Here is a 26634-nt window from a genome sequence, read left to right as displayed (position 1 = left end):
CCTCAAAGCTTTGTTTTGTCTGGATTCGCTTTTTCCACACGCTTCCGAATGCCCCTTATGTCAGCAATCGCAGGATTTGTATGGACGCGCGCCAGGGCGTTCCGGCCTCTGCCGCCGTTGTTACGATGCGATCGAAGCGCTGACTGGCGACAAAATCCAGTGCTCACGCTGCGGCAAGTATATGGAGGCGCATAGCGACAGCCGTCAACAGGATGGCAGGGACAGCCAGAGCGGCAAGGACAGCCCCCTCTGCCAAAACTGTCGCCGTGAAGCGCCTGTCTTTCTCCAGGCGTGGAACATCGGCCCCTACGAAGGCATCCTCCGCCAGAGCATCCATGACCTTAAGTATGGCGGTCGCCGGTCGATCGCCACCGCCCTCGGCAGATTGATGGCCCGCCGACTCTGGACGGGTGTCTCCGGCAGCTGGCGGAACAATTGGGGCAGTCTGCACGGCGCTTGGCTCGTGCCCATCCCCCTGCACCCGGACAAGCTCTACCGGCGCAACTTCAACCAGGCCGAGTGCCTCGCCGAAGCGATCGCCGGCGAAACCGGGTTTCCCCTAGTCCCCTTGCTGGCCCGGCGGGCCGATCGGACGACCCAAGCCCAGTTGGGGCGACAGGCGCGCTTCGCCAATCTACGGGGGCAGTTTTACCTGGCGTCGTCTGCCGCGCCAGCAGTTACTCCTTTGCCAGCGGTTACTCCCGTGCCAGCAGCCACTCCCGTGCCGACGACTTTTCCCTCATCAGCGGCCTCGCCCTTGGCCGCCCCCCTCCCCTTGCCGACACCGGAAGGCAAGCCCGGCCCCTGTGCCATTATCATCGATGACGTCTACACCACCGGCGCCACCGTGACCGAAGCGGCGCGCACATTGATGGCGGCAGGCTTCGGCCGCATCTATGCGCTTACGGTCGCAGCAGGCGTAGGCGAATAAACCTATTGTCCCTTCGCTGCACGATTCGTATAATAAAAGATAGAACGTAAAAAACGCAACAGATGGTGGATACTTCGAAGGGAACGATCGTTAGAAGCAAAAGGGGTGAATCCCCCCGACAGGGGCGAGCGAAGTTCCGCCGAGCTGCAGGTCGATGAAAGAGGAATTTCTGCGTGGAGATAAAAAGCCATGAAGAAAGGAACAGACAATCATGAATGTAAAAAACTGCCCTCGCTGCAACCGGATCTTCATCCCCCAAGGCAGCCGCAAGATCTGCCCCGTCTGTATCAAAGAAGAAGAAGCGCAATACGATAAAGTGCGCGAATACCTGCGCGACAATCCCGGCGCGCCCCTGTTGCTGGTGATCCAAGAGACTGGTGTTGATGAAGACACGATCCTGCACTTTATCAAAGAAGGCCGCATTGAAGTGAGCCAGATGAGCGGCGCCTCCCTTCAATGCGACAGCTGCGGTGCGCCCATCACCAGCGGCCGCTACTGTGGCAAATGCCAGGATAACCTCGCCAGGGACCTGCAGCGGCTCACTGGTGGCGCCAAAGAGAAGACGCCTACACGGGAAGTGAAAAACCGGCCGAAGGATAAGATGTTTACGGCCGATTTGAAGGAGTAACGGGGGCATTACTGCCCAATCAGAGAGCGCCATAGCCGAAAGCATGATACAGAGCATGGGAGCAAGGGCTCCTGTGCTTTTTTCATGGAGACACTAAAGATTTTTTTTCGTGCTGACGATAAAGAAAACAGCAACAACTCTTTCGTCGGGGAAACGCTGGAACTTCAGGAGGGGTCCAAGATGATCCATTCGTCTAAATCGATTCATCATATACACAAGGCCTATGGCATCGAACCGGTTGCTAAGAAAAGCGACGGCAACAGCGAAGTCAAAGGGCCGGAACGGCCCAAGCAAAGCCAAGACTTGCTGTCCCTCTCCGAGGAAGCTCGGCAATTGCAAGGTTTCTTAAAGGCGATCCAAGAAGCGCCGGACCTGCGCGCAGATAAGATCGAGCCCTTGCAAACAGCGGTGCAGACCGGGACCTACCATGTGAGCGGCTTGCAGATTGCCGAGCAGATGCTTCGCCGGTCCTGATGGGCTGAGTCCTGCCAGATATTACGTAAGAAAACGGGTGATCTGGGATGAAGACGAGCGAACAGGTCCCCTCGGGTTATCCCGCCGATGGAAAACCCCGGGGGGGCCTTTTTCAGCGTCTCGATGAACTGCTTTCTGCGCAACAGAAGATGATGCAGGGGCTGCTACGCCTGGCGCAGAGGCAGGAAGAAGCCATTAAAAAGTCAGACATCCAAGAGATTCAGAAAAACACAGAGATGCAGCAAGTGCTCATCTTTCAATCGGGACAGCTGGAACAACAGCGACTGAAGCTCTGTGAGGAAATGATCGCTCATCTTGGCATCGCAGGCACGAGCGCCAGTGAAACCGCGCCGGGTCAAGCCTATCGACAGGCCATACAAAAACCGGCGCCGCCAGCCTCGATGACAATGACCGAACTGCTTCCCCATCTGCCGGGAGAATGGCAAGCAAAACTGCAAGCTGCTCTGACGGAAATGCAGGGGGTGGTGGAACGTTTGAAACAACAAAATGCCCGCAATGAAGAGATGCTCCGCCTTTCCCTTGTCTTCATCGGCCAGCTCTATGACATGCTCACCCAAGCCGTCCATGACGTTACACCGAGCTACGGCCCGGACGGGGAGAGAGAAGCGGATCGGCAATCTCTGTTCAACAGGCGGGCCTGATGAGGGAGGCATAGCATGGTTTCGACCTTCTTCGGTTTGGAAATCGCCAAGCGTGGCATTAATGCCAACCGCATCGGATTAGACGTGACCGGACACAACATCACCAACGTCAACACGGAAGGCTACTCCCGGCAGACCATCGCTTCAGTGACGACAGCGTCCCTTTTTGAACCGTCCATGCACGGCGTCTATGGCGCCGGTCAGATCGGGACAGGCGTCGATGTCAGCGAGATCCGCCGCTACCGCGACGAGTTTCTCGACCTCAATTACCGCAAAGAGATCCGCACCTTAGGTGCGTGGTCGGTCAAGTCTGATACGCTGCAACGACTGCAGTCTTTTCTGGCCGAAAGTGACAACAAAGGCTTAGCCAGTGTGATGGATCAGTTCTGGGAGGCTTGGGAGGATGTCACCCCCAACACGGACAGCCCGCCGGCGGCGCGCGCCGTCGTCATTGAGCGCGGCAAAGCCCTCGTCGAGACGCTCAAACACATCAGCCGGCAACTTGACCAGATAGAATCGTCTCTCAACGACCGGCTGGCCCAGACAGTATATGACATCAACAGCTATGGCCGCCAAATTGCGTCCATCAACAGCCAGATTCAGCGGATCGAGAGCGGCAACCCGGACAAGAGCATCCTTGGCGGACGTCGGCAGAATGCCAATGACCTGCGCGATCAGCGGGATATCCTCCTGGACAAACTGGCCAAACTGGTTGACATCTCTGTCTCGGAAGATGCCAGCGGCATGGTCAGTGTATCGGCGGGCAATGGAACCCTTGTCGATGGCGTCAGTTTCCGCACGCTTACCTATTATGATGCGCCTGATGCGAACAACAAGGCCCTCTATGAGATCAAGTGGGACACCGGTCAGAGCGCCTATTTCAATGCCGGGGAATTGCAGGGGATCTTGGAGTCGCGAGGCTCCCTAGTGCCTCCCGGAAAAGAGACAACCCTTTTCGGGAGCGACAAGTTCGACTGGCAGATCAGCGCCAATGCGGGCTCGATGAATATTGAAAAGCTGTCATCGATGCATCTTACCAGCGCTGCCCCGGCAGGGAACTACCGCTTCACCATCGGCAGCGAATGGAAGCCTGTGTCGGCCACCTTGTTCCTGCCCGCGAAAGGCTTTCCCCTTGCCACAGCCAGCACCATCGCCATGGGCTACGGCGGCAAATCCTTCAACATCTTCCTGAACAAGAATGATGACATAGGCTCTTTTATCAACAAAGTCAATGCCTTCACAAGAGAGAGCGGCATTCAGGCCATGCTGGACAAGACCGCCTCAGCGGGCGGCCTGCAGGTTATCTTCAACACGGTGAAGGACGTGAGCGCATCGGGAGTTTTCACCCTCGGGCCCTTCCCCTCGCCGCCTGTTGTATCCGCTGCCTGGACGCCGGCGGCAAGCATCAATGTGTCGAACGGGCAGAATGCCGTCATCTCCGTGGCATCCAGTTCGGTCTTGGGAACCATGACGACGACAGTCGTCGGATCGCGGGTGACGGTGATGCAAGACGGCAAAGAACGGATGAGCTTCGATGCGGCGGCTATGGCGCCTTTCTCGCCCAAATGGGAAGGCGCGCTGGCAGGCACCTATGAATTCCAGATCACCAAGCGGGAAGGGTTGATTCAGGATGCCCGCCGCCAACTGAATGAACTGGCCTTGGTTGTCGTGCGCTCTGTCAATGAAGTCCACATGGCCGGCGTCTCCGAAGCAGATCTGCGCAAAGATCCGACCATGGCGCGCAGCGACCGGAGGTTTTTCGTCGACGACGCCGACAAAATCTCTGATCCCAAGCGCATTGATTCCATCGAGATCAACCCGGAACTGACAGCGTCTACCTTGGCCTGCTCACAGCCGTCTCGCACCTCGTCCGACAAAGGCACCACCGTTGTCGGCGATAACCGCAACGCTTTGGCCCTGGCCAACATGAAGTATGAGAAAATCCGCGACTTCTTGAATCCCATGACCTATGACGACTTCTATCGCAACGTTGTCGGCGACCTTGGCGTGGCGGGGCAGGAAGCGAAACGCATGAATGACAACCAGACGGTGTTGACCGACACGATCGATAAGCAGCGGCAATCCATATCGTCCGTCTCTCTTGACGAAGAGATGACCAACATGATCCGCTACCAGCAGGCCTATAACGCATCGGCCCGCATGGTCAACGTCATGGACGAGATGCTGGACACGATCATTCACCGCCTGGGGATCGTCGGGCGGTAAGCCTTGACGATTGGGCAACCCTATCTATGATGAGGTGAGCGCGATGCGAGTAACCCAAGCGATGATGTCAAGAAACTTTTTGACAGGCCTCTATGATGTTACCGGGAAGATGGACAAAACCCAATTCCAGTTGTCCACGGGCCGGCAATACCGGCTACCGGAAGATGCCCCCATGGAAAACGTGCAGATCATGACCCACCGCACCACCTTGGTGCAAGTGAACAAATACATGAAAAACACGAGCGAGATCCAGACGTGGCTGGAAAACTCCGACTCGGCCTTATCGGAAGTGAACAACGTGCTGCAACGGGTGCGCGAACTGCTCCTGCAGGCGGACAACGGCACGACGACAACTGAGGCCAAAAAGGCCATCGCCGATGAGATCAGCGAATTGAATGACCACCTGAAAAACGTCTCCAATACCACCCTTGCCGGCCGCTACATCTTTGCCGGGACAAATACCGATACGCCGCCCTGCGCCAAAGACACCAACGGCTACTGGAAGTGGAACGGGAACAACGGCGACATCAACGTGGAGATCGATGCCAAGGCTGTTGTGGCAATGAACTCGAAAGGAACGAATGTCTTCGTCCGCAACGACTTCAACTGGTCAGGCTCACCTGTGCCGGAACCGGAGAAAAACCTTTTCAACGTCTTGGATTCTTTGACGAAAACGCTGAAGGATGCCAATACGACAGAAGACCTGGATACTTACCTGGACATTACCGATAAGTTTCTGAACGGCGTCAATGAAGAGCGGGCCTCCGTCGGCGCCCGGGCCAACCGCATCGACTTCACCAAGTCCCGCTTGGAAGAGTTCCAATTGAACATCACCGAAGCCCTGTCCGACCGGGAAGACGCCGACATGGCTCAGGTGTACACGAACATGCGCATGCAGGAAAACGTCTTCCGGGCCGCCCTTTCGGCAGGCTCCCGCATCATCCAGCCGTCGCTGGTGGACTTCTTGCGCTGATTGTTCCCTGTACGATGAGCCAATCAAGCGCAACGTAATGAGTCCCTATCATTTTTGTTGAGTCCGGCTGGAGCGCTCTGGCCGGAGCAGCCCGGTCTGACTGAGCTTCTGGGTTGAGCAGCCCGGTCTAAGCTTCTGGGTTGAGCAGCCCGGTCTAAGCTTCTGGGTTGAGCAGTTCGGTCTGAGCTTCTGGTTTTGAGTAGGAGCGCGCTTCGGCGCGAGGAAGGGAGGTCTTGAACCTATGGCGGTCATGATTCCCAGCGGCATGTCTGGTTTTGCCGGCGGCTTTGAACCGCGCATCCGCCAGCCGCGAGGCATCCTCACCATCGATAACACCCCCGTGAGAGCCTCCATCGGTTTTAAAGACCCCTCCGTCGTCGCCCGCGAGCGGGCAGACCAGGGCCGTCAAACCATGCTCGCCTTCATCGGCCGCATCGCCGCAGAAGGTGACCGCATGGCCCGGATCGAGAACAAATCAGACCCTGCCGTTGAGGCGGGATTGAGCGCTTTTGATTTCCGGAACAATTTCGAGATCCGATTGTCCCGCCTCGATCCGCCCGGTATCCGTTATGAGAAGCAGGCGCCTGCCATCGACTGGGTGATGACCTCGGCTGGTTCCTTGACAGGCCGGATCGTCAATCAATTGGTATGACTGCTGACCGGGCTCAATCTGTGACTCGCGAGGAGGAATAGAATGCGCATTCAGACGGAACGCTTTGGCGCCTTGGATGTGCCTGATGAAGCGGTGATTCGCTTTCCCCAAGGCATACCGGGCTTTCCCCAGGAGAAGGCCTTCGTCATGCTGCCCTGCGCCGAAATGGAGTCTTTCGCCTTTTTACAGTCCATCATGACACCGCCGTTAACGTTTCTGCTTGTTACCCCCTTTGCCTTTTTTCCAGACTATAATGCACCTATTCATATTGAACAGGTGCGCCATATCGGCATTGATGAAAACAACCTTGGCGAGATCTGGACAATCGTCACGGTGCCCGATAACTACCACGACATGACGACAAACCTCCTGGCTCCTCTTGTTATCAACCGGAAAAAGGGTGAGGCGGCGCAGGTTGTCTTGGAAAAAACGAATTACACAACAAAACACCGGCTCTATCCCGCTTCAGCAAGCACAGAAGCCACCGGTAAAGGGGGCGAGTAAGTGCTCGTTTTGACGCGGCGCAACGGCGAAAGCATCGTCATCGGGGAGAACATTACCATCTCCATTTTGGAAGTGCGGGGCGACCAGATCCGCATCGGCATTGAAGCGCCACGGCATGTGACAGTGCATCGCGGGGAGGTTTTTGAAGCGATTCAACGGGCCAACCGCGACGCCGTACAGTCTGTTGCAGACAAGGGCGGCCTCACGGCATTCTTACAGAAAGACAAAGGGTCAGATCATAAAAAAGAAAAAAGTGCAAAATAGGACTAAAGAAATGAGTCGCCATTACGATATAATGGATGTAAGGCTGGCGCGTATCTTCGATATGCTGAGCCAAGCCTCCGTTCCCGGGAACGGATACACAGTGATGGGGCAAGGATGCACCCATTAACTATTCAAGGAGGAATCAGCCATGATTATCAACCACAACATGCAGGCCATCAACACCCATCGTTCCATGAGCGTGACCACCGGTTTTCAGGCTAAGTCGATTGAGAAGCTCTCCTCTGGCCTTCGCATCAACCGTGCGGGTGACGACGCAGCTGGTCTGGCCATTTCGGAAAAAATGCGCGGCCAGATCCGCGGCTTGAACCAAGCCAGCCGGAACGCTCAAGACGGCATCTCTCTCATCCAGACGGCGGAAGGCGCCCTGACGGAAACCCACAACATCCTCCAGCGGATGCGTGAACTGGCTGTTCAGGCGACGAACGACACCAACACCGATGCCGACCGTCGCGAACTGCAGAACGAAGTGAAGCAGCTCAAGCTGGAAATTGACCGCATCGGCAACACCACCGAATTCAACACCAAGAAGCTCCTGGAAGGTAGTGCGGCGGGTCCGCGGATGGAAGTATCGGGCACTTTGGCAATCAACAATAACGCCTCTTTTACGGTTAGCGGCTTAAAGGCAGCGCAAGACGCAATTTCTAGTGATGCAAAGATTAACGGCGCTGTAATCCTTGTGAAGGTTGCTTCAGGGACATTTTCTTCCGATAAGGCAACCATGTTTAAAATCTACGATAATGATGGAAATGAATTAGCTGGTGATAATACAGATTTCCTTGACTTGAGTGCTGTCGATACCATTGATTTGGGAACCAATATTACTGATGGAACGGCATCTTTAAAACTGAAAAACGGGGATCTTAGTGGCATGAAAGTTGGCGAAACGCTAACTTTTGTGGTGGGTAAGTATCAGGAAGCTAAGGATGTCCTATCTGGCACCATGATGTTCCAAATCGGCGCGAATACTGGTCAAACGACGTTTGCTGCCATTAACGACATGCGTGTAAATGCGCTTGACCTTAGCGGCGTAGATATTAGCAGTAAGTGGGGCGCTGCCGTAGCTATTGAACGTATACAAAAAGCGATTGAAACTGTATCGGCCCAGCGGAGCTTGCTCGGCGCCCTCCAGAACCGACTGGAATACACCATCCGCAACGTTGACACGGCGGCAGAAAACATCCAGGCTTCCGAGTCCCGGATCCGCGACGTCGACATGGCGAAGGAAATGATGAACTTCACCCGTCTCAACATCCTCCAACAGGCCTCCAACTCCATGCTGGCGCAAGCCAACCAAGCGCCCCAAAACGTGCTCAGCCTGCTCCGTTAATTTTATACGTAGGGAACCTCAAAAAGAGAAAGGTCCAGCTGATGCTGGGCCTTTTTTGATTTCTGCTGACAGCGCCTTCGACAAATGGCTGCCCTTAAGTTTTCCTTTGAGTGTTCGATAATAAGAGAAAGAGCGATTGGCGCATCAAGAAGACGAATGGATGTTGCGATAGTCGATTTCTTCGAGTGAGGAGGGTATTGCCCATGACCATGCGGATCGGCGGATTGGCCAGCGGGATGGATATCGATGCGATGGTGAAAGAGATGATGAAAGGCTATGGTGTTCGTAGGGATCAGATTTACCAAAAGAAGGTGCAAACGGAATGGAGACAGACCGAGATCATTGACATCAACAGTCAGTTGCGCGACTTTCGCGATGCTATATTTAAACTGAAGTTGTCGAATTCGACAAGCCCCAAGAGCGTTACCTCCGGAAATAGCAACGCGGTGACGGCGACAGCTACGGCCGATGCGGCTAACACGTCCCATACGGTCAAAGTGAAGTCTCTGGCTCAAGGTGTCACCAAGGGGAGTGAATCGGCGATCAGCGCCACAGCGAATGCCAACAAGAACGCATTAAAAACCCATTTGGGGCTGACGTCGACCGATGCCTTCACGATGAAGCTGAATGGCAAGGAGATCAGCGTTGATCCGAACAAAAGCATCTACGAATGGGTGAACAATATAAATAAAGCCGGGGCAGGCGTCAAAGCCAATTACGATGTCAATCTTGATCGATTCTTTTTATATACGACAGACCAAGGGCCGACGACAAAGATTGACTTTACCGGAACCACAGACGCAAAGGCCCAAGAATTGATAGGGAAACTCAAGCTCGGCGCCGCACCGACAGACAACTGGTCTTTGGATATCAACGGTGATGGAACGCCTGATAATGTGGGTTACAAATGGGTAGGGACGGCGGCGGAAGTGGAGATCGATGGCATCACCTATAGCGATCTTTCTAAAAACACCTTGACGGTGGCGGGTGTCGTCTATTCCTTTACGCAGAAGACGGAAGGCACGGCAGAACCGGTAGTGACCCTTCAAGTGAGTCCTGATATGGAAGGAACAGTAAAGACGGTGAAGGATTTTATCGATAAATACAATGAAATGCTGAATAAGCTTAACGGGGAATTGAATGAGAAGACCTATCGTGACTTTCTTCCGTTGACGGATGAGCAAAAGAGCGCTATGAAGGAAAATGAGATCAAGCTCTGGGAGGAAAAAGCCAAGAGCGGCCTGCTGCGCAATGAGTCTTCCCTGCGCAACATGGTATCGCAGATGCGATATGCTGTATCGGATGCGATCGGCGGATTGACAGGAAAATATAAGTCCTTGTCTTCCATCGGCATCACAACAGGATTGTACAGCGAAGGCGGCAAATTGTATCTCAACGAAGACGATCTTCGCAAAGCGCTTACGGAGAATCCCGACGTGGTCAGTGAGCTATTTGGGACAACAGTGACCAAGGCAGACCCGTCCGATCCGGAGAATACGATCAATGACTTGAGCCGAAGCGGTGTGGCTGTCCGCCTCTACGACCGTCTGAAGGAAGCGATGGATAAGATGAAAGTCCGGGCCGGTATACTGCCTGGTGCTGATGACATGAGCGATCTGGGGAAACAGTTGCGCCGGTATAACAAGCAGTTGGATGATATGGAAGAGCGTTTGTATCGCCTTGAAAACCAATACTATCGACAGTTTTCGGCGATGGAGACGGCGTTGCAGCGGGCGAATGCCCAGAGCGCTTGGCTGTCGCAGCAGTTTGGCGCGAAAGGCTAAGGGATGGATAAGGATTCCTTCGTTGTGAACGATGAACAGAGGCTGAAGGGATGCCCTGACGATGAAGGGCGCTGTGATGCAAGCAGTCTCTGGAGGGATTATCTTTTTCTTACGACACAAATGTTGGCGGCGTTGCGAAGAAGCGACGGGGAGATGTTCAACGAGATGCTGGATCAGCGGCAACAACTGCAAACGCGCATCGACGCCTGCGTCCGGCATCAAGAGGCATTGCAGGAACCTGTTCAATCGGAGCAAGAAGCGCAATGGATGGAGATAGTTCGCCTCAATCGTGACATCAAAGAGGAACTGCTCCGACAGATGCATGATGTGAAGCGGCAGATGGATACTGTTGGCGCTTATGACAGGATGGAAACGAATCACCTGGAAAGCCGGTTTGATCAGCGAAGATAAATGAAGAGGAAAAAGGAGACGCCTGCATGAATCCGTGGAATTCAGCACAAGCCTATGCAGCGCAAAAAGCCTACAGCGCAGCGAAAAATGGTGGAAAGGCGCCATCGGCAGGGACAATGGCACCGGCGCAAACGGTGCCGCCAAGCCTGACGAGTGGTTCTACAAACAATACGATTAGTAATGGTGTTAGTTATCCCTCTGCTGCGCCGCAAACAACAGCAACGATGACAACGGGGAATCTCTATCGCCAACCAGGCGGGAACCAATCGAGCAATGCTGATGCCTATATGACGCAAAAGATCATGACCAGCCCGCCGGAAGAGTTGACGACACTGCTCTACGATGGCGCGCTGCGATTCATCAAGAAAGGCATCATGGCCATTGACGAAAAGAATGTGCTCGAAGCCCATCAACTGATCATCCGTGCTCAGGATATTGTGATTGAACTCATGGAAACACTGGATATGTCCCAGGAGATCTCCTCTCAGTTGATGGCCTTATATGACTTTGTGTTGTACTGCCTGGTGGAAGGAAACGTAAAAAAAGACAAGACTCACTTGAATCATGCCCAAGAACTTTTGCAAGACATGAGAGATACCTGGGTGGAGGCGATCAAGCAATCGCGGATCCAAAAGACATCCCCGGCTACCGTCAACGCATGAGACAGCAGAGACATCACCGCAAGATGCCTGCTGCCAATCGGCGAGGTTCGACGAGTATAGGAATAGGCGGCTGAAATCATGGCACTTATTGATCGCAATATCCGATTCTTTCAGGAATACTGCCCGGTGATCCTTGAACAACTTCAGGGATGGACGCCCCATAACCAGGTGGAGGTTGTGGCCTCGCGGGTTTCCGGCGCGCCAACTGCCCAGTTTCGTACGTCCCAAGGTGGGGTGTATTTGCACAGCCGCTACAACCCTGTCCAAGAAGCGGAAGTATGGGCGAGCCAGCAAGACCTGAAAGGTATCCGCCATGTCGTTGTTTTTGGGTTGGCCTTTGGCTATCACTTGGAAGCCCTGGTAAGAATCAATCCCAAGGTCCAATTGCATATTTACGAACCCGATGGGACTGTTTTTTTAGCGTCCTTACATGAAAGGGACTGGACGAATTTCCCCTGGTAGCAAGTGAAACACTTGGCCTTTGACGGGAATCGTCCGAAGCAGGAATGGTTCCTCCAAGAGATTATCCAGCAGATGAAGGCGGACTGGACGATACTCACCATCCCGTCGGTGCAACGTTGCTTTTCTGATACCTACCGTTCCTTTCAAGAACGGATGAAAGCGTTGCGAACGAGCTATGTGGACAGTCTGGAGACGAATATCCCTTTCCAAAAAGAATGGGCTACCAATGCGCTAAAAAACCTGCCGCATGTCTTGCGAACAGATTCGGTGTTCAAGCACAAAGATTTTTTTGCGGGACAAACGGCGGTGATGACAGCATCGGGTCCATCCCTTGCCGAAGCCATCCCTTATCTGAGAAGGTTGAAAAAAGAAAAGAAGACGATCATCGTCGCTGCCGGGACGAGTGTCAATGCTTTGGTTCATCATGGAATCGCGCCGCACATGTTTGTTTCTTATGATCCCTTTGTTTATAACCATAGGGTCTTACAAGCGAATCTTGACAAAGGCATTCCATTGGTCTTTGGTAGCACTATTTATAGCGACATTATCAGTGACCATGTAGGTCCTCAAACACACTTTATTCTCAACCAGGATAATATCTACGAGGAGATTGTAGGCGGACTCAACCCAGATGAGGTGATACTTGACGGGCCTTCCATCACTGTGGTGACTATTCAACTTCTTTACAAGTTGGGGATTTCTCGGGTTGTTTTGGCAGGTCAGGATTTAGCCTTTATTGATGATCACATATATGCGTCAGGTGTCAATGAGATGGCCTTTAAGAATGGGCAAGCGGGCGATGAAGAACGAAAAAAATATACTCCTATTGAAGCCAATGACGGCTCTATAGTCTATACAAAAGACAGCTTTCAAATTATGCGTCAAAGTATAGAGCTTTTGATTCGCCAGATTCCCGGTGGTATCGCATTTGTGAATACAGCGCGGCGAGGAGCGAAAATTGCCGGTGTTGATTATGTAGATTGGGACGCGCTTATGCCGAGCCTTTTGGAAGGGAACTCTGTCGGTAAGCCGCCCTTCGCATTCCCGCGCATCCGCACCAGGAGCCTCAAACCGCTGGCCAAACGGGTGGAAAAGATCCTCGATGATACGGCGTTGGAGATCCAGAAGATTTTTGAGCAGCTAAAACAATTTTCGGAGCGTTGCCAGAATAATGAACAGGAGCGTGCTCAGGCGAGTTATCAAAAGCTGATCCAGGGCTTGTGGCTTCTCTTCAATCAGCGTGGCTTTAACAGTCTGGTCCTGTACCTAGTCCGCAACGAGACACACATCATGAAGAAATACCTGCCTGATGCGTTAGAATTTGATCTAGAAGAGAAAAAACGCTTTGCTTTTCGAGAAGTCCCTTTGTTTTTACGTGGTGTGGAAGCGGCCTTGTGGCAGTTGCGCAACGGGTTGGCCGAATGGGATTGAAGAGCCAGTGCAAGGGAAGATTGGCTATTAAGCAGGCTACTTTTTTTACGATAATAAGTAAGATAGGCATGATGTTCTCTTAATATGGAGGAGTGAAGGCCATGGAATTGGCAGGCGTAAAAGCTATGGATGGCAACTATGTGGCGCCAAGCCTTGAACGGGTTTCTGGAGCCGAGGTGGGGATGTCTCGGACTTCATCGGCAGCGGTTATACCGGAATCGAAGTCGGAGCCTGCTTCAAGTTCTCCCAAGGCCTCAGTGAGCAATGAAAAAGAAACACTGATCGATCTTGTGGCCCGGGAATCTTCCTTTCGCTTTTCAAAAGATGCGGTCATTCGCATGATGCAAGAAACGAATGCCTTTTTATTGGCGATCAACACGGACATTCGCTTACAGTGGCACGAAAAGATGGAACAGTTTTCGGTTCAAGTCTATGACCAGCGCAATAACCGGGTCCTTCGAGAGTTTCCGCCTCAAGAGTTTTTGGATACAATGGCAAAGCTCAAAGAATATGTCGGGATCCTTTTAGACAAGAAGGTATAAATGATTGGAAACAGGTGGAAAGAGAGACAAGGGCTGTTTGTCTCTCTTTCTGCACATATCGCCGAAGGAGAAACAATGTCATGAAGCTATGGTTGGATGAGGAATATATCGGAGAGGCGTCAGAAGCGTATCAGATTGAGGCCTTGCTGAACGAATGGCTCAAAAGGCATCCGGAACGGGTGATTGCCCGCTTTCAGTATGGTGAACAGAACTTCGACTATGGGGAAGAGTGGGAACTGTTGATTCGAGAAGAAAGCAATGTTACGCCCGACAAGGAGGTGCGTCTCATCACTCAATCCAGGGAGGCGGCGCTGTTGGAACTGGCGGAGTCGGTAAAGGAATATGTACAGCGACTTGTTCGTGGTGTGCCTGACCTGGCCGATCGATTTTACCGTGGCGAGGACGCCGATGCTTGGGATGAGATGAAAGATCTTACAGAAGGGCTAAGTTTTCTCGATACTTCAGCCATTCTATTGGCGGTAGAAAGTTATGACCAAGGACGGTTTGTCGAATTGTTAAGTGAATTGGAACAAGCCATGTTAGCGCGGGACACGGTCTTTATCGGTGACTTGTTAAAATATGAATTGACCCCCTGGCTGGAAGGGATTCAGAAGAGCTTTGTCGAAAATTAACGACAACCAGAAAAATACCTTTAAAATTGAAGCGAGATGACGAGAATGTCCGATGTCTATTCATCGATACAATCGTTAGATGGGGAAGAACCACATCAACCGGCATTACGGATGGGGTACGTGGAATACCTGCGCGGAAAAGTGGTGCTGATTACCGGCGCCACCGGTTCGCTGGGCAGAACCCTTCTGCCTAAAATCCTTGCCTGCCAACCGAAAACGGTGCGCCTCTTCAGCCGTGATGAAGCGAAGCAGTATGAACTCCAGCAGGAGTATGCCCAACAGGCAGAGCTTCGCTACCTGCTGGGTGACGTCCGTGACAAGGAACGGTTGAAGCGAGCTATGGAAGGCGTACAGGTGGTCTTCCACCTGGCCAGTTTGAAGCATGTGCCGCTCTGTGAATACAACCCGTACGAAGCGGTGCAGACCAACGTGGTGGGCACGCAAAACGTCATTGACGCTGCTTTGTACAATGAAGTGGAACGGGTTGTTTATACCAGTTCTGACAAGGCTGTAAACCCGACGAACACCATGGGTGCTACAAAACTTTTGGCTGAACGATTGATCTCTGCGGCCCAGCAGTGGCGGGGCACACAGCGGACCATCTTTTCATCGGTGCGCTTTGGCAATGTGATGAACAGCCGCGGCAGTGTTATCGAAGTATTCAAACGTCAGATCGAAAAAGGCGGACCGGTCACTGTCACCGACCCAGAGATGACGCGGTTTATGATGACATTGTCCCAGGCTGCTGACCTGACCCTTGCCGCAGGCGCCTTGGCCAAAGGTGGAGAGGTTTTCGTGCTGAAGATGCCGGTGGTATGTTTAGCGGACTTAGCGCAAGTGCTGATTGAAGAATATTCTCCAACTGTAGGATTGTGTCATCAAGATATTAGTATATTGGAAATAGGCTTGCGACCTGGTGAAAAACGATACGAAGAGCTCTTGACGCTGGATGAACAACAGCAAGCTTTTGAGACCGAGTTTATGTTTGTTTTGCCCACCATGATGAATTCTGTAACCGCGGTGTCTATAGAAACAAACAATAATGAAAAGAAGTGTTGTTCGGCATCAATTCAATCGCTGTCTCGTGAAGAGTTACGTCTTTTGTTGCGCCAAGAGAAAATTATTTAGTCTTTTTGACAGAAACAATGCATCTTTGATAAAAAAAGACTGCCAAGCCCTTATCTGAAGCGCTTTTGGAGAATTGTCATGAAAAAAGAAATGACAATTCTTACAGACAAATGGATATAAATTGAAAAAAATCCGAAAAATTTAAAGGATTCCCAATCCCTTTGTCGAAGTGAGTTGTTGCAACGCAAAACACTGCACAAAGGAGGAATCCTCAATGCAAAGTGTAGCACAGCCACCCACAAAACCACAAGTAATCCTCTGTAGAACACCTGGTGGAAAAAAGCGGGCCGACAAGTTCAACTTTTTACGCAGTACGCCTCAAAGGTACATGGCTTTTCGCAGATGGTTCGTCAAGCAAAGGATGGTCGCAAATAACCCCGTATCAAAGCCCCAGCCATTTTTACCGTCGCTTTTTTTGGCGCCTTTTTCAGTATGGAGCAGATGGACCGTTGACGGAAAACTGTCGCGATCAATGCGATGATCGGATTTCAAGTGCTAGCTTTTAATCTTAAGCGATTGTTTTTCTTTCACCATTTCCCTACCTCTCGTCATCGAGATATGCCGCTTCGATATATTATTGATGAAATGCGTGAAGCGACGAGGTGGATATCCTTACACCTAAATCGTTGGGTCTGGGAGTGGGGGATATCTACTGCCTAGCTGACAAGGGGTGAGAGGGTGGGAGTGCCTATCGAAGCAACGGTATAAACAAGGTGTATTTTCCACAAACGTGCGCGGGATGAATGTGACTATTGTCTGGATAATTTGAACATTTAAAGAGCGGATTGGTATCATTCTTGATGCAGTTGCCCCTAATGGATCGTGAATTTACTTGGTGTTATTTGGATTGCAAAGGTTCTGGGAGTTTGGCTTTCTAAACGGGATCTCTTAGTATATTACAACGAATATTGGCCCCACGGAGGGTTTCGTACGCGTGGATGAACACCACATTCTGTGATAGAAAAATACTTCAATCAGCTAGAGACGGAAGTTGGGTAAAAGAACGTATCCCAACGGTCCAGTGTTCAATCTCCCTCTAACCCCGCAGGTGATACGTACTGCAAATCAAGAATTCATTTCGGAAAACAGGGTAAGCTATCCATTATTCTTTCCTATCGTGGAGAATAGGGCAATGCTGATGAGCAACCTGATCGTTCGATAGGATTTGACCAAAGATAGCTGGGGTTACCGGTCCGGTGCCCCTGCTTCCCGTTTTAGGCTTTCTTTGCTATTTTTGGGGAGAATACAATTTGTTCATCGCTGATTCGCTTTCCTTCTTGTGTCCATGAATACCTGGTTGCGGACGTCCGCCATTGTATGTGCGCTCTTAGGGTTCTTGTTGACGGTGGCGCCGAGCGTAGTAGGTGGCTTCGTGAATTCCGATGACACGCAAGACAAAGGCAGTGCTGGCTTCTTTCCGGACTATCCATTTATCGGTAACTTCTAGTCTTTTCGAAAGCCCGGGTTCCTCTTTTTTATCAAATCCAGCAATATTTAAATTTCTAATGTCTTCTTGCCAAGTAATTTTTGAGCACCATGTTTTCCAATTCCAATTGTTTAAATTCTTGTGCGGATGGCACATACGGAGCAATTTGCTTTGCAGCCGTCGGTGCCTCTTGGAAAGCCTTATATTGCGATTCTCGAATCCAGTAATACAGTCGTTTCAGATCAATCCCATTTCGGCGAGCTACTTGTGTTGTATTTCCCACTTCCATGGCTTCCTGGCACAACTGCTCTTTCAGTTCTTTTGGGTATCGATTTCGTCTCGTGTTCTTGTCCCCCTCCATGTGTTCTCCATTCTAGCCCACTGTAGGGTCTATACTCAAATACATAGGGGGCTTTATAGCGATTCTTCAAGAAGGACATTCGCTAGAAATCGTCAGCGACCTCTCAAAACGAACAAGGGATAAGCGTTTCCTATTTGATAAAAAACGGAAATTCAAGATGGTTACGTACTGAGCGTACGCGTACTTAGTCCCTAAGATTGCCACTAGAGCTTATTCTACAACACAGTAAACTCCAGGCGGGCGACGAAGTTAGGGGGGGCCTTTTAAAAGTTTTTTTGCAGTGGAATCATCCAGGGAATTAAATGACTTTTTTCGGAGGTCTAATATGAGTAATTTGCTAAAACACAATTTATTGCATCGTCTTAAATCCAAAAATGCTGTAGTCGCTATAATTGGATTGGGTTATGTGGGCTTGCCATTAAGCATTGCGTTTGCTGAATGTGGCTTTAATGTAATTGGATTTGACACCGATAATAATAAAATACAATTATTAAATTCAGGAAGAACGTATATTAAGCATATTGAAGATGAACGAATTCAGGGGGTTTCTGATTTTTTCTCAGTGACTAACGAGTTTCAACGCATTAGAGAGGTTGACGTTATAATTCTTTGTCTACCAACTCCATTAAACACTTACCGAGAACCAGATTTAAGCTTTATCGTTAATACAATTAATTCAATACAACCTTATCTTAAAAAAGGGCAATTAATAAGTTTAGAAAGTACTACTTATCCGGGAACTACTGAAGAAGAACTATATCCACGAATTAAAGCATTAGGATTAACGATTGGCAAAGATTTTTTTCTCACTTACTCTCCTGAAAGAGAAGACCCTGGAAATAACCTATTTACTACTCAGAAGATTCCTAAAGTAGTTGGTGGATATACGGCAGATTGTTTGGAAATAGGAATATGTCTATATAGTCAAGTAATAGAAAAAATAGTACCAGTTAGTTCTTTAAAGGCTGCCGAACTAACAAAGTTGCTAGAAAATATATATAGGTCAGTAAATATTGGACTAGTGAACGAAATGAAAATTGTTGCTGATAAAATGGGGATAAATATTTGGGAAGTAATTAATGCAGCAGCTACAAAGCCTTTTGGTTTTACTCCATTTTACCCTGGACCCGGATGGGGAGGGCATTGTATACCCATAGACCCGTTTTATTTAACATGGAAAGCAAGGCAATTCGGAGTTAATACTCGGTTTATTGAATTAGCTGGACAAATCAATACTTTTATGCCTGAGTGGATATTGGGAAAAATAATAGATTGCCTAAACGAAAGGTATTTAAGTATTAAGGGTTCAAAAATATTAGTTATTGGGATAGCTTACAAAAAGAATATTGATGACATTCGGGAGTCTCCTGCAGTAAAACTTATGGAATTACTTAGAGCAAAAGGCGCATGTTTGTACTACACTGACCCATATATTTCTGTATTTCCGAAAATGCGGGAACATAATTTTGATCTTAAATCAACCCCATTAACGAAGGATCAATTAAATCGAATGGACTGTGTAGTAATATTGACAGATCACGATGTGTTCGATTATGACTTTATTCAAAGGAATTCTTCTATAATCATTGATACTCGTGGGCGTTATAACCAAGGATACGCAAATGTTATTCAAGCATAATTCCCGGCATTCCCATTTAATGGATACTGCGAAGAAAAAATAGAATAGAGAGAGTCAAGAAAATGAGACGAAATCGATACCCAAAAGAACGGAAAAGCAGTTGATTCAGGAAGCCATGGAAGTGGGAAATGCAACACAAGTGGCCCGCCGACATGGGCTCGATCCGACAACGATTGTATTATTGGATTCGAGAATCATAAAACAAGGGCTTCCAAGAAGCGCCGGCGGATGCAAAGCAAATTGCTCCGTATGTGCCATCCGCGCAAGAATTTTAACAATTGGAATTGGAAAACATGGCGCTCAAGAAGTTACTTGGCGGAAGGCTTTAGAAATTCAAATATTGCAGAATTTGATAAAAAAGAAGACCCCGGGCTATCGGAAAAACTAGAAGTTGCCGATGAATGGATAGTCCGGGAAGAAGCCAGTACCGCCTTTGTCTTGCGTGTCATCGGCATTCACGAAGCCACCTACTACGCTCGGCGCCAACGTTTACAGAGAGAACCGAAAAAGCGCATATACAATGGCGGACGGCCGCAACCAGGGTATTAGATGGAAAGTGAATCAGCAATGAACAAATCAAGGAATACCTGATGGAACTCATTGCTGGTGAAGAAAGCGTCTACGGATATCGAAAGCTGGGGAACTGCCTTCATAAACAGCATCAGTTGATCATCAATCGTAAAAAAACCTATCGGCTATGCAAAGAGTTGGACATCCTATCGCCACAATGTCAGATCAAGGCCAAGCATCTGCGCCGGCTGGCGCGCAACCGAACCATTACCGCCTCCAATGAACTCTGGGAGATGGACATCAAATACGGCTACATAGACGGTGAAGATCGTTTCTTCTATTTCATGTCGCTCATCGATGTCTATGATCGCCCTATCGTAGACTACCACGTTGGATTAAATTGTGTAGGTGCTGACGCCGCCAATACGCTGAAACGGTCGTTGTGGAAACGAAACTGCTTTGAAAAAGAAATGAAGCCAATTGTGCGAACCGATAATGGACCGCAGTTTATCAGCCGTGTGTTTGAGTAAACGTGCGAACAAACCAGGTGGAACATGAACGGATTCCCCCGAAGATGCCGAACAAGAACGCCCATATTGAATCGTGTCATGCAAACCTGGAACGCGAGTGCTACATCAAGCATGCCTTTGAATCCTTCCAAGACGCCTACCAGGTTGTCGGAGAATACATTGACTTTTACAACCAACCAGAGGCGAATCCGCGGCAGCCTCTACGATATGTCTCCTGCGGAATTTTGTCGACAGTTCGCAGATGGGAACGTACCTGCCTTTACTGTCAAGTTGTAGTATGGATAGCGAACGGAGGATCAGGACTGCCAAGGTGCAAAGCCCGACGTCGACGCCTAATTGATGTATCCCTATACACTATACAGGCCGACGTCTGTCAAGGGATGCCGAAGTAGTGTCGATCCCTTGCCATTGATAGACGTCGGCTCCGAAAACAGCGCAATTTCTAATCTTGTGAGACTCTACGAAAAACAACGAATAAGGGGTCTACGTTCTAGAATTAGGGGTTTGAACCGAATGTTCTCGCTTTATATAGAAAGTTAAATGTGTCTTGGGTCGCTCTTAGATCTACCCCTTGTTTTTTGTAACGATTTTATCGTGAGGAGTTATGTCTATGACCGATTCCGTTGGCGCGCCGAGCCTCTTCGCCATTGAGACCGTCTTGGGCTGTGACCTGCGCTGCCCTGAGTGCGCCCTGGGGGGGGACCGGATCGAACGAGCGCGAGGGATGATGTCCGTAGAGGACTTTCGCCTCATCGCTGATAAAATACGCCCCTACGCGCGTTACGTCTTTCTTCATCTCTGGGGCGAGCCCTTATTGAACCCGGAAATCTTTTCGATGATCGCCTATGCGGGCCAATTCGCCAAAACGAACATCAGCACAAACGGAAACCGGATGACGGGCGAGATGGCGGAGAAGCTGATCGCCTCCGGTGTCGACGACATCATCCTATCCATAGACGGCGTAACCCAGGAGACCTACGGCCATTACCGGGTCGGCGGCAGGGCAGAGCGAGCGCTGGCGGCTATGGAGATGCTGCAGGAAGCGAACCGACGGCTGGGAAGAAAGGCGAACATCATCCCCCAGTTTATTGTCTTCGACCATAATCACCATGAAATGGATGCCTTCCGGGATGTTTGCGCCAGTCTTGGACTGAAGCCCAGCTTTAAAGCGCCTTATATCCGCTCCGGGTTGAGGGTGCGCCCTTCCACGCTCCCCCAGTTTTGCCGGCCCCGTTACCCGGACCTGGAAGCATTGAAAAAAGCGATGGCGGGGTGCAGCAATCCGCGGGAGGTCTTCAACATCCTGCTGGACGGGACGGTTACCCTTTGCTGCCACGACTACAACGGAATCACCCGCTTCGGAAACATCTTCGAACAGGATGTCCTGGAGATCTGGCGCAGCGAATCATACAATGAAATCCGTCAGGCCATCGGCAACGGCAACCCGCCTGATTTTTGCATCGACTATTGTCAGAGTTATTATCTCGACGACCCATCGCCCGTAATGAAGGAAGAAAGATAACGACGAGGTGAATGCAGTGAGCGACTGGTCAAAGTTGTCCCTTGAGGTGAGTGCGCAAGCGCTCAGGGACATCGAAAAGATGGACCACCGGCTGTTCAATATTGATGATGAGGAAATCGGCGGGAAAAATGAGCAGCAGATCCGGGAGATGATCGTCGGCGAATACTTTGCCCGTCTGGCCAGCTATGCCGGCAAGGTGGCCTCCAGCTTTCTATTCCGTTCGCAGTGGAGTCATGAGCCGGCTGAATGGTTCGATCACCGGCATCACTTTCTTTATCCGGAAAAATTCATGACTGACTATACGATCCTGTCGCTGTCCAATGTGCTCGAGAAGCTGCCTTTAAACGGGACGATCCTTGACTTGTGTTCGGGCGATGGTTGGGCTGATTATCACTTCTACCGCAAGCGAGCGAGCCGGGTGACTTGTGTGGAACTGAATGAGGCTGGGTATAAGACGGCTTTGCGGCTCCATGGGGCGGACAACATCGAGTACCGCCATGGCGATGTGCTGACCTTCCAACCGGAGCAGGAAGCCTATGACGTGGTCCTGATTCGAGGCGCCATCGAGCATTTTTCGAGAGAAGACCAGCAACTGTTGTTCAAAAAGGCCTGCGGCGCCCTGAAACCGGGCGGATGGTTCTGCGGCGATACGCCGGCGGCGAACCAATCGGGCGAAAAACACCTGGATTACCATATCAACGAATGGCGTGATGAAGCGGAGATGCGCAGCGAACTGTCTCAGGTCTTCCCCATCGTGGAGACGAAAAGCCTGACGTCGCAGAGTCTTACGACCTTGTACTGGCAGTGCGGAAAATGAAGCCAAGCTGTGTAGGAGGATGACGATGAGCGTTGGCCTGAAGGAACTGCGTACAGAACTGAAAAAAGTCAACCTTTGCAGCGGACCCGTGAAGATCAAAGGCTATTTGAACGTCGATATCAACCCGGCTTCCGACCTGGTCCTCGACCTGGACTACCAGAACATACCCTTGGCCGACGAGAGTGTCGACGTGGTCGCCTGTATCTCGGCGATCAATTACTTTACCAGGGACCGGGCGCAGGAGATCATCCGGGAGGTCTATCGCATCCTGAAACCGGGTGGGATTGCTCGTTTCGGCACCCAGGACCTGAGGCGCCTCGCAGAGATGTATATTCATGAGGACCGGGACTTTTTCTGCCAGAAGCTGAGCGATGGACGGGACCGTTTCCCGGGGGCGACGATGGCCGATAAGTTGAACAACTTTTTTTACGGCTTCCCTGCCTTCGGCAAAACCTGCAAGTATGTCTACGACTTTGCGTCCCTGCGCGTGCTCTTCGAAAAGGCCGGTTTCATCGAGATCGAGCAGAAGCAGTACCGGGAAAGCCGCATCCCTGAGGTGGATCTGCTGGACAACCGACCGGAGCAGATGTTCTTCCTGGAAGCGGTGAAACCGGATGACCTCGATCGGTTGCGCAGCCGCTATGACCAAGATGACCGGGAGGCGGCCAAGGCGCTCTGGAAGTCTGGCCGGCGGGAAGAGGCATGGCAACTCATCCTGGGGGCGCTCGATAAAGACCCTTTTGACAAAGAGACAGTGTTCAGCGCCCTGCTATTGTTGCAGGAAATGAAGCGTTATGATGACGCCGTCAAACTGCTTCAAGCCTATGCAAAAGGCCGGCCTGACGACCGGGAGATGGCGATGGAGTTGGCGCAGTTTTCGCGCCAAGCGGCCGTCTCGCGGTTGAGCGGAACCTATGTGGCGGAACGCAAGGCAGAACTGGACAGGCTCGATGAACGGAAGAACAGGATCGCTTCCGATGAGGAACACCTTTCCGGTTGCATGACCTGGTTGCGCCGGGCCCAGATGGTGACGAACAACGGCGGCGTCTCCGCCATTTACCACATGGTGCGTCCCGTATGGGATGTGTCCTATCCGGAAACCACGGGTTACATCATCCCGACCTTTTTGGCCTATTCCCGGTTGACCGGCGATGCCTCTTTTCGTCAGAACGCCATCGAGATGGGTGACTGGGAGATCGCCATTCAGTCGCCGGAGGGTGGCGCCGGAGAACCTGCCGGCGTTTTCGGGCTCCGACCCCGCGTTTTCAACACGGCCCAGGTCCTCTTAGGCTGGATGGCCTTGTGGCGGGAGACAGAGGACGAAAAATACCTGAGGAGCGCCCGGAAAGCGGCTGACTGGATTGTCGCCAGCCAGGAAGAGGATGGCCGTTGGGTGCGCAACACTTACAGCGGCGACATGAAGGCGTACAAGAGCCGGGTGGCCTGGCCGCTGTTGGAGATGTATGCCCTCACCGGGGAAGAGCGATACCGCCGTTCCGCCGAAAAGGCGCTGTGCTGGATCCTTGACCAGGCCCAGCCGAACGGATGGTTCCGCAACAGCAGCTTGAGCGATCCCGGCAAACCCTGGACCCATCTGATCGGCTACACGCTGGGCGCTTTGCTTGAAATCTACCGGCTCAGAAACGCCGATGTGGACTATAACCTGATCATGGCGCTGCTGCGCCGCGCGGCATCGGCGATGACATCCTACATGGCCCAAAAGTCCCCTGGCGATCAAGAGCGGTTCCCCGGACTGCCTGGCGCCTTCGATCATCAGTGGCAAAGCGATGACCGCTGGAGTTGTGTGACTGGGAATGCGCAATTGGAGTATTTCCTGCGGCGCTTGTCGGCCTTTACGGAAGACGAAGGGTATGGAGGGGCCGCCGATCAACTGCTCGACGATTTGAAAGGGATTCAGTTCCTCGATGGCGTGGAGGACCGGAACCTCTTCGGCGGCTTGCCGGGGAGCGTCCCTGTCGGCGGCCCTTACGTCGCCTACGGGATTCCCAACTGGGGGGTCAAGTTTTTCGCCGACTCGCTGCTTCAGCGGATGGTGGGAAGGGATCACGCCTGTTACCTCGGATAAGACATTCCAGTTGTCCCAAGTTCGCAATGGGGAGATGATTCGCCTGTGGAGCGGTCGCCTTTCGGGAAACGGCAAAAACAGAGGTATCCCAACCTCGAACTGACGGCGGGAGTAAAAGTGGCGCGGGAACTTTTCGAGCGCGGAGAGTTCCTCGCCGCCTTTGATCTCTATGAACAACTGGTCGCGGAGAATCAGCGCAGGACCTTTGACCTGCTCTCCGAGGTCTATGACAGGTATCAGGAGTTGCCGCAGAGGGACCGCTATCACCTCTACCAGCGCCGTCATTTTGACTTCGGCATCCGTGACGGCGACAAGGTGCTCGACATCGGCAGCGGTCACCTGCCCTTCCCGCTGGCCACCCACCTCGCTGAGTTTGCCATCGATGATGATCAGTATGGACGGGCCGGGCAAGCCTTCCAACGGGTCGACGGGAAACCGGTCTTCGAGTGCTCTGTCGAGGCGATGCCTTTCGCCGACAAGAGCTTTGACTTCGTCTACTGCTCCCATGTGCTCGAACATGCCGACGACCCGGCGAAGGCCTGCCGGGAGTTGATGCGTGTCGGCAAGCGGGGCTATATCGAATCGCCGAACCGGGGCAAGGACCTGTGGCTCCATTCTGCGAGGATCAGCAATCACCGCTGGGCGGTGGAATGCTTTAATGACACCTTGATTTTTTCCGAATACAGCGCCGATGATCTATCGGGGTTTGACTGCGACATCCTTTTACAGATGCACTGCGCGCCCCAGACAAAAAGGGAAAAGGCCTTCGCCGCTTTGATCTACCTGAAAGCCACCCAGGTGAACGCCATGCTCCTCTGGGAGGACAGCTTTGCCTTCGAGGTGCGCCGGCTCAGCGATCGCCGCGAATAACCGGCGAGGAAAACGGTAGGGGAGGGGTGAACCTTGGCTCAATTGAAATTCATGCAGATCCATTCCTTTTACGACCGGGCCTTGTCCAAACTGTACATTCCCGATCCGGGCCTGAAAGAAAGACCCTTTGCGGAACAGATGGACCTGATCTTCCAAGACGGTTTCAGCGCCGTCCACATGTTTGCCCCCTATATGGAACGGCTGGGCTACGCATCGAAGCTCGTCATCGGGAACTGCCTGTCAGCGCAGACGAAGTGGTGGCGCGAAGCGAAGGGAACCGCCATCCCTGACGATTGGGTCTATGAGATCGCCTTGCAGCAGGTGGAGGCCTTCCGTCCGGACATCCTGCACCTCAGTCACCCCACCACTTATGACAGCCGGTTTGTCCGCGCCCTCTCTTATCGACCGAAGCTCGTCATGGGCTGGCGTTCGGCCACGATCCCCGAGGGAACGGACTGGTCCGGTTTTGACTTGATCCTTTCCTTTCACGAACTGGTGCTCCGGCGCGCCCTGGAGATGGGTGTGCAAGGGGCAGAATGGTTTGCGCCGGCCTTTCCCCGGTGGATCTTTGAGCAGGTCCAAGGGGTCGCGCCGACGGCCGATGTGACCTTCTCAGGGAGCTGGCTTGACGTCCACCGGCGCCGGAACGATTATCTGCAAGCCATCGCCAGGGAGGCCCGGCAGAAGGAGGGTTTCTCTGTCAACCTCTACATCGACCGCCCCAACGAGGAGTTGCCCAGGGAGATCGCCCTGCTGAATAGGGGCGGTTGTTTCGGCATGGATATGTACCGCGCGTTACGGTCCGGCCGGATGGTCTTCAACGGAGGCGGCGATGTCTACGCCGGTCAGGGTGGTCAAGACCTCTCCAAAGGGGATTCGGTCAACATGCGCCTTTTCGAAGCCACGGGATGCGGCGTCATGCTCCTGGCAGAACACCACCCCCATCTGGAGCGGTATTTCCGCGTCGGCGACGAGATCGAGACGTTCCGCGATGAGGCCGAATTGCTGGAGAAGATCCGCTTCTATCAGCGGCATCCGGCGGCCGTAGAGCGCATCGCCCGCGCAGGCCAGCAACGATGTTTGCAAGATCATTCCATGGACCGGCGAATTGTGGAGTTGGATGGGATCATCAAGAAATATCTTTCCTGAACAGGGGGTG

Annotated in this window: 28 protein-coding genes; 27 read left to right on the top strand and 1 reads right to left on the bottom strand. The window is 51.9% G+C overall.

The window, feature by feature from the left end:
• Window positions 1-76 precede the first annotated feature (76 nt).
• The 18 genes from AC0CW1_RS10185 (at window position 77) to AC0CW1_RS10100 (ending at window position 15714) form a co-directional block, all read left to right on the top strand.
• Window positions 77-931 carry a ComF family protein gene (locus AC0CW1_RS10185; protein WP_488182948.1) on the top strand — a complete coding sequence of 285 codons (855 nt, stop codon included), beginning with the start codon at window positions 77-79 and terminating at the stop codon, window positions 929-931.
• Window positions 932-1142: 211 nt separating this feature from the next.
• Complete coding sequence (locus AC0CW1_RS10180) at window positions 1143-1559, top strand: TIGR03826 family flagellar region protein (RefSeq protein ID WP_488182947.1); 417 nt, start codon at window positions 1143-1145, stop codon at window positions 1557-1559.
• Between the two features lie 180 nt (window positions 1560-1739).
• Window positions 1740-2033: a flagellar biosynthesis anti-sigma factor FlgM gene (gene flgM / locus AC0CW1_RS10175; RefSeq protein WP_488182946.1), complete on the top strand. Its 294-nt coding sequence runs from the start codon at window positions 1740-1742 to the stop codon at window positions 2031-2033.
• A gap of 47 nt (window positions 2034-2080) precedes the next feature.
• Window positions 2081-2695, top strand: coding sequence for a flagellar protein FlgN (locus tag AC0CW1_RS10170; RefSeq protein ID WP_488182945.1), 615 nt, complete (start codon window positions 2081-2083; stop codon window positions 2693-2695).
• A 15-nt stretch (window positions 2696-2710) separates the two neighbouring features.
• Entirely contained in the window at window positions 2711-4921 is a 2211-nt protein-coding gene (gene flgK / locus AC0CW1_RS10165) for a flagellar hook-associated protein FlgK (RefSeq protein ID WP_488182944.1), read from the top strand.
• A gap of 43 nt (window positions 4922-4964) precedes the next feature.
• On the top strand, window positions 4965-5894 hold the full coding sequence (gene flgL, locus AC0CW1_RS10160) for a flagellar hook-associated protein FlgL (protein WP_488182943.1): 930 nt from the start codon (window positions 4965-4967) through the stop codon (window positions 5892-5894).
• 241 nt (window positions 5895-6135) lie between these two features.
• A complete protein-coding gene (locus AC0CW1_RS10155) occupies window positions 6136-6546 on the top strand; it encodes a DUF6470 family protein (RefSeq protein WP_488182942.1) in 411 nt (136 codons plus the stop codon).
• Window positions 6547-6588: 42 nt separating this feature from the next.
• On the top strand, window positions 6589-7050 hold the full coding sequence (fliW, locus tag AC0CW1_RS10150) for a flagellar assembly protein FliW (protein ID WP_488182941.1): 462 nt from the start codon (window positions 6589-6591) through the stop codon (window positions 7048-7050).
• The gene (gene csrA, locus AC0CW1_RS10145) at window positions 7051-7314 is read left to right on the top strand and encodes a carbon storage regulator CsrA (protein ID WP_488182940.1); all 264 of its coding nucleotides are present in this window, start codon (window positions 7051-7053) and stop codon (window positions 7312-7314) included. It abuts the gene before it with no gap.
• Between the two features lie 148 nt (window positions 7315-7462).
• Window positions 7463-8662, top strand: a complete 1200-nt coding sequence (locus AC0CW1_RS10140) for a flagellin N-terminal helical domain-containing protein (protein ID WP_488182939.1) — start codon at window positions 7463-7465, stop codon at window positions 8660-8662.
• Between the two features lie 203 nt (window positions 8663-8865).
• Complete coding sequence (fliD, locus tag AC0CW1_RS10135; protein WP_488182938.1) at window positions 8866-10446, top strand: flagellar filament capping protein FliD; 1581 nt, start codon at window positions 8866-8868, stop codon at window positions 10444-10446.
• Between the two features lie 24 nt (window positions 10447-10470).
• Window positions 10471-10857, top strand: a complete 387-nt coding sequence (gene fliT / locus AC0CW1_RS10130) for a flagellar protein FliT (RefSeq protein ID WP_488182937.1) — start codon at window positions 10471-10473, stop codon at window positions 10855-10857.
• A 26-nt stretch (window positions 10858-10883) separates the two neighbouring features.
• On the top strand, window positions 10884-11519 hold the full coding sequence (gene fliS / locus AC0CW1_RS10125; RefSeq protein WP_488182936.1) for a flagellar export chaperone FliS: 636 nt from the start codon (window positions 10884-10886) through the stop codon (window positions 11517-11519).
• Between the two features lie 78 nt (window positions 11520-11597).
• The gene (locus AC0CW1_RS10120) at window positions 11598-11981 is read left to right on the top strand and encodes a hypothetical protein (protein ID WP_488182935.1); all 384 of its coding nucleotides are present in this window, start codon (window positions 11598-11600) and stop codon (window positions 11979-11981) included.
• Between the two features lie 12 nt (window positions 11982-11993).
• On the top strand, window positions 11994-13412 hold the full coding sequence (locus AC0CW1_RS10115) for a motility associated factor glycosyltransferase family protein (RefSeq protein ID WP_488182934.1): 1419 nt from the start codon (window positions 11994-11996) through the stop codon (window positions 13410-13412).
• A gap of 101 nt (window positions 13413-13513) precedes the next feature.
• Window positions 13514-13954, top strand: a complete 441-nt coding sequence (locus AC0CW1_RS10110; RefSeq protein ID WP_488182933.1) for a flagellar protein FlaG — start codon at window positions 13514-13516, stop codon at window positions 13952-13954.
• An 80-nt stretch (window positions 13955-14034) separates the two neighbouring features.
• Window positions 14035-14586, top strand: coding sequence for a DUF8042 domain-containing protein (locus AC0CW1_RS10105; protein ID WP_488182932.1), 552 nt, complete (start codon window positions 14035-14037; stop codon window positions 14584-14586).
• A gap of 111 nt (window positions 14587-14697) precedes the next feature.
• Window positions 14698-15714: a UDP-N-acetylglucosamine 4,6-dehydratase family protein gene (locus tag AC0CW1_RS10100; RefSeq protein WP_488184129.1), complete on the top strand. Its 1017-nt coding sequence runs from the start codon at window positions 14698-14700 to the stop codon at window positions 15712-15714.
• A 1502-nt stretch (window positions 15715-17216) separates the two neighbouring features.
• Here the strand turns inward: AC0CW1_RS10100 and AC0CW1_RS10095 are convergent.
• On the bottom strand, window positions 17217-17501 hold the full coding sequence (locus AC0CW1_RS10095; protein ID WP_488182931.1) for a transposase: 285 nt from the start codon (window positions 17499-17501) through the stop codon (window positions 17217-17219).
• Between the two features lie 325 nt (window positions 17502-17826).
• Here AC0CW1_RS10095 and AC0CW1_RS10090 point away from each other — a divergent pair, with 325 nt between their 5' ends.
• The 9 genes from AC0CW1_RS10090 (at window position 17827) to AC0CW1_RS10050 (ending at window position 26624) form a co-directional block, all read left to right on the top strand.
• Window positions 17827-19140 (top strand): nucleotide sugar dehydrogenase, encoded by a 1314-nt coding sequence (locus tag AC0CW1_RS10090; protein WP_488182930.1) that lies wholly within the window; start codon window positions 17827-17829, stop codon window positions 19138-19140.
• Window positions 19141-19368: 228 nt separating this feature from the next.
• Complete coding sequence (locus tag AC0CW1_RS10085; protein WP_488182929.1) at window positions 19369-19689, top strand: hypothetical protein; 321 nt, start codon at window positions 19369-19371, stop codon at window positions 19687-19689.
• Window positions 19690-19700: 11 nt separating this feature from the next.
• Window positions 19701-20180 carry a transposase gene (locus AC0CW1_RS10080; protein WP_488184128.1) on the top strand — a complete coding sequence of 160 codons (480 nt, stop codon included), beginning with the start codon at window positions 19701-19703 and terminating at the stop codon, window positions 20178-20180.
• A gap of 2 nt (window positions 20181-20182) precedes the next feature.
• On the top strand, window positions 20183-20572 hold the full coding sequence (locus AC0CW1_RS10075; protein WP_488182928.1) for an integrase core domain-containing protein: 390 nt from the start codon (window positions 20183-20185) through the stop codon (window positions 20570-20572).
• A gap of 218 nt (window positions 20573-20790) precedes the next feature.
• On the top strand, window positions 20791-21702 hold the full coding sequence (locus AC0CW1_RS10070; RefSeq protein ID WP_488182927.1) for a radical SAM protein: 912 nt from the start codon (window positions 20791-20793) through the stop codon (window positions 21700-21702).
• A 16-nt stretch (window positions 21703-21718) separates the two neighbouring features.
• On the top strand, window positions 21719-22519 hold the full coding sequence (locus AC0CW1_RS10065) for a class I SAM-dependent methyltransferase (RefSeq protein WP_488182926.1): 801 nt from the start codon (window positions 21719-21721) through the stop codon (window positions 22517-22519).
• Window positions 22520-22544: 25 nt separating this feature from the next.
• Window positions 22545-24605 carry a methyltransferase domain-containing protein gene (locus AC0CW1_RS10060; RefSeq protein WP_488182925.1) on the top strand — a complete coding sequence of 687 codons (2061 nt, stop codon included), beginning with the start codon at window positions 22545-22547 and terminating at the stop codon, window positions 24603-24605.
• A 45-nt stretch (window positions 24606-24650) separates the two neighbouring features.
• Window positions 24651-25475 (top strand): class I SAM-dependent methyltransferase, encoded by an 825-nt coding sequence (locus AC0CW1_RS10055; protein ID WP_488182924.1) that lies wholly within the window; start codon window positions 24651-24653, stop codon window positions 25473-25475.
• 33 nt (window positions 25476-25508) lie between these two features.
• Complete coding sequence (locus AC0CW1_RS10050) at window positions 25509-26624, top strand: glycosyltransferase family protein (protein ID WP_488182923.1); 1116 nt, start codon at window positions 25509-25511, stop codon at window positions 26622-26624.
• Window positions 26625-26634: the final 10 nt, after the last annotated feature.

This window comes from Heliomicrobium sulfidophilum (genome assembly GCF_057715735.1).
This window is presented reverse-complemented; position numbering and strand designations above follow the sequence as displayed.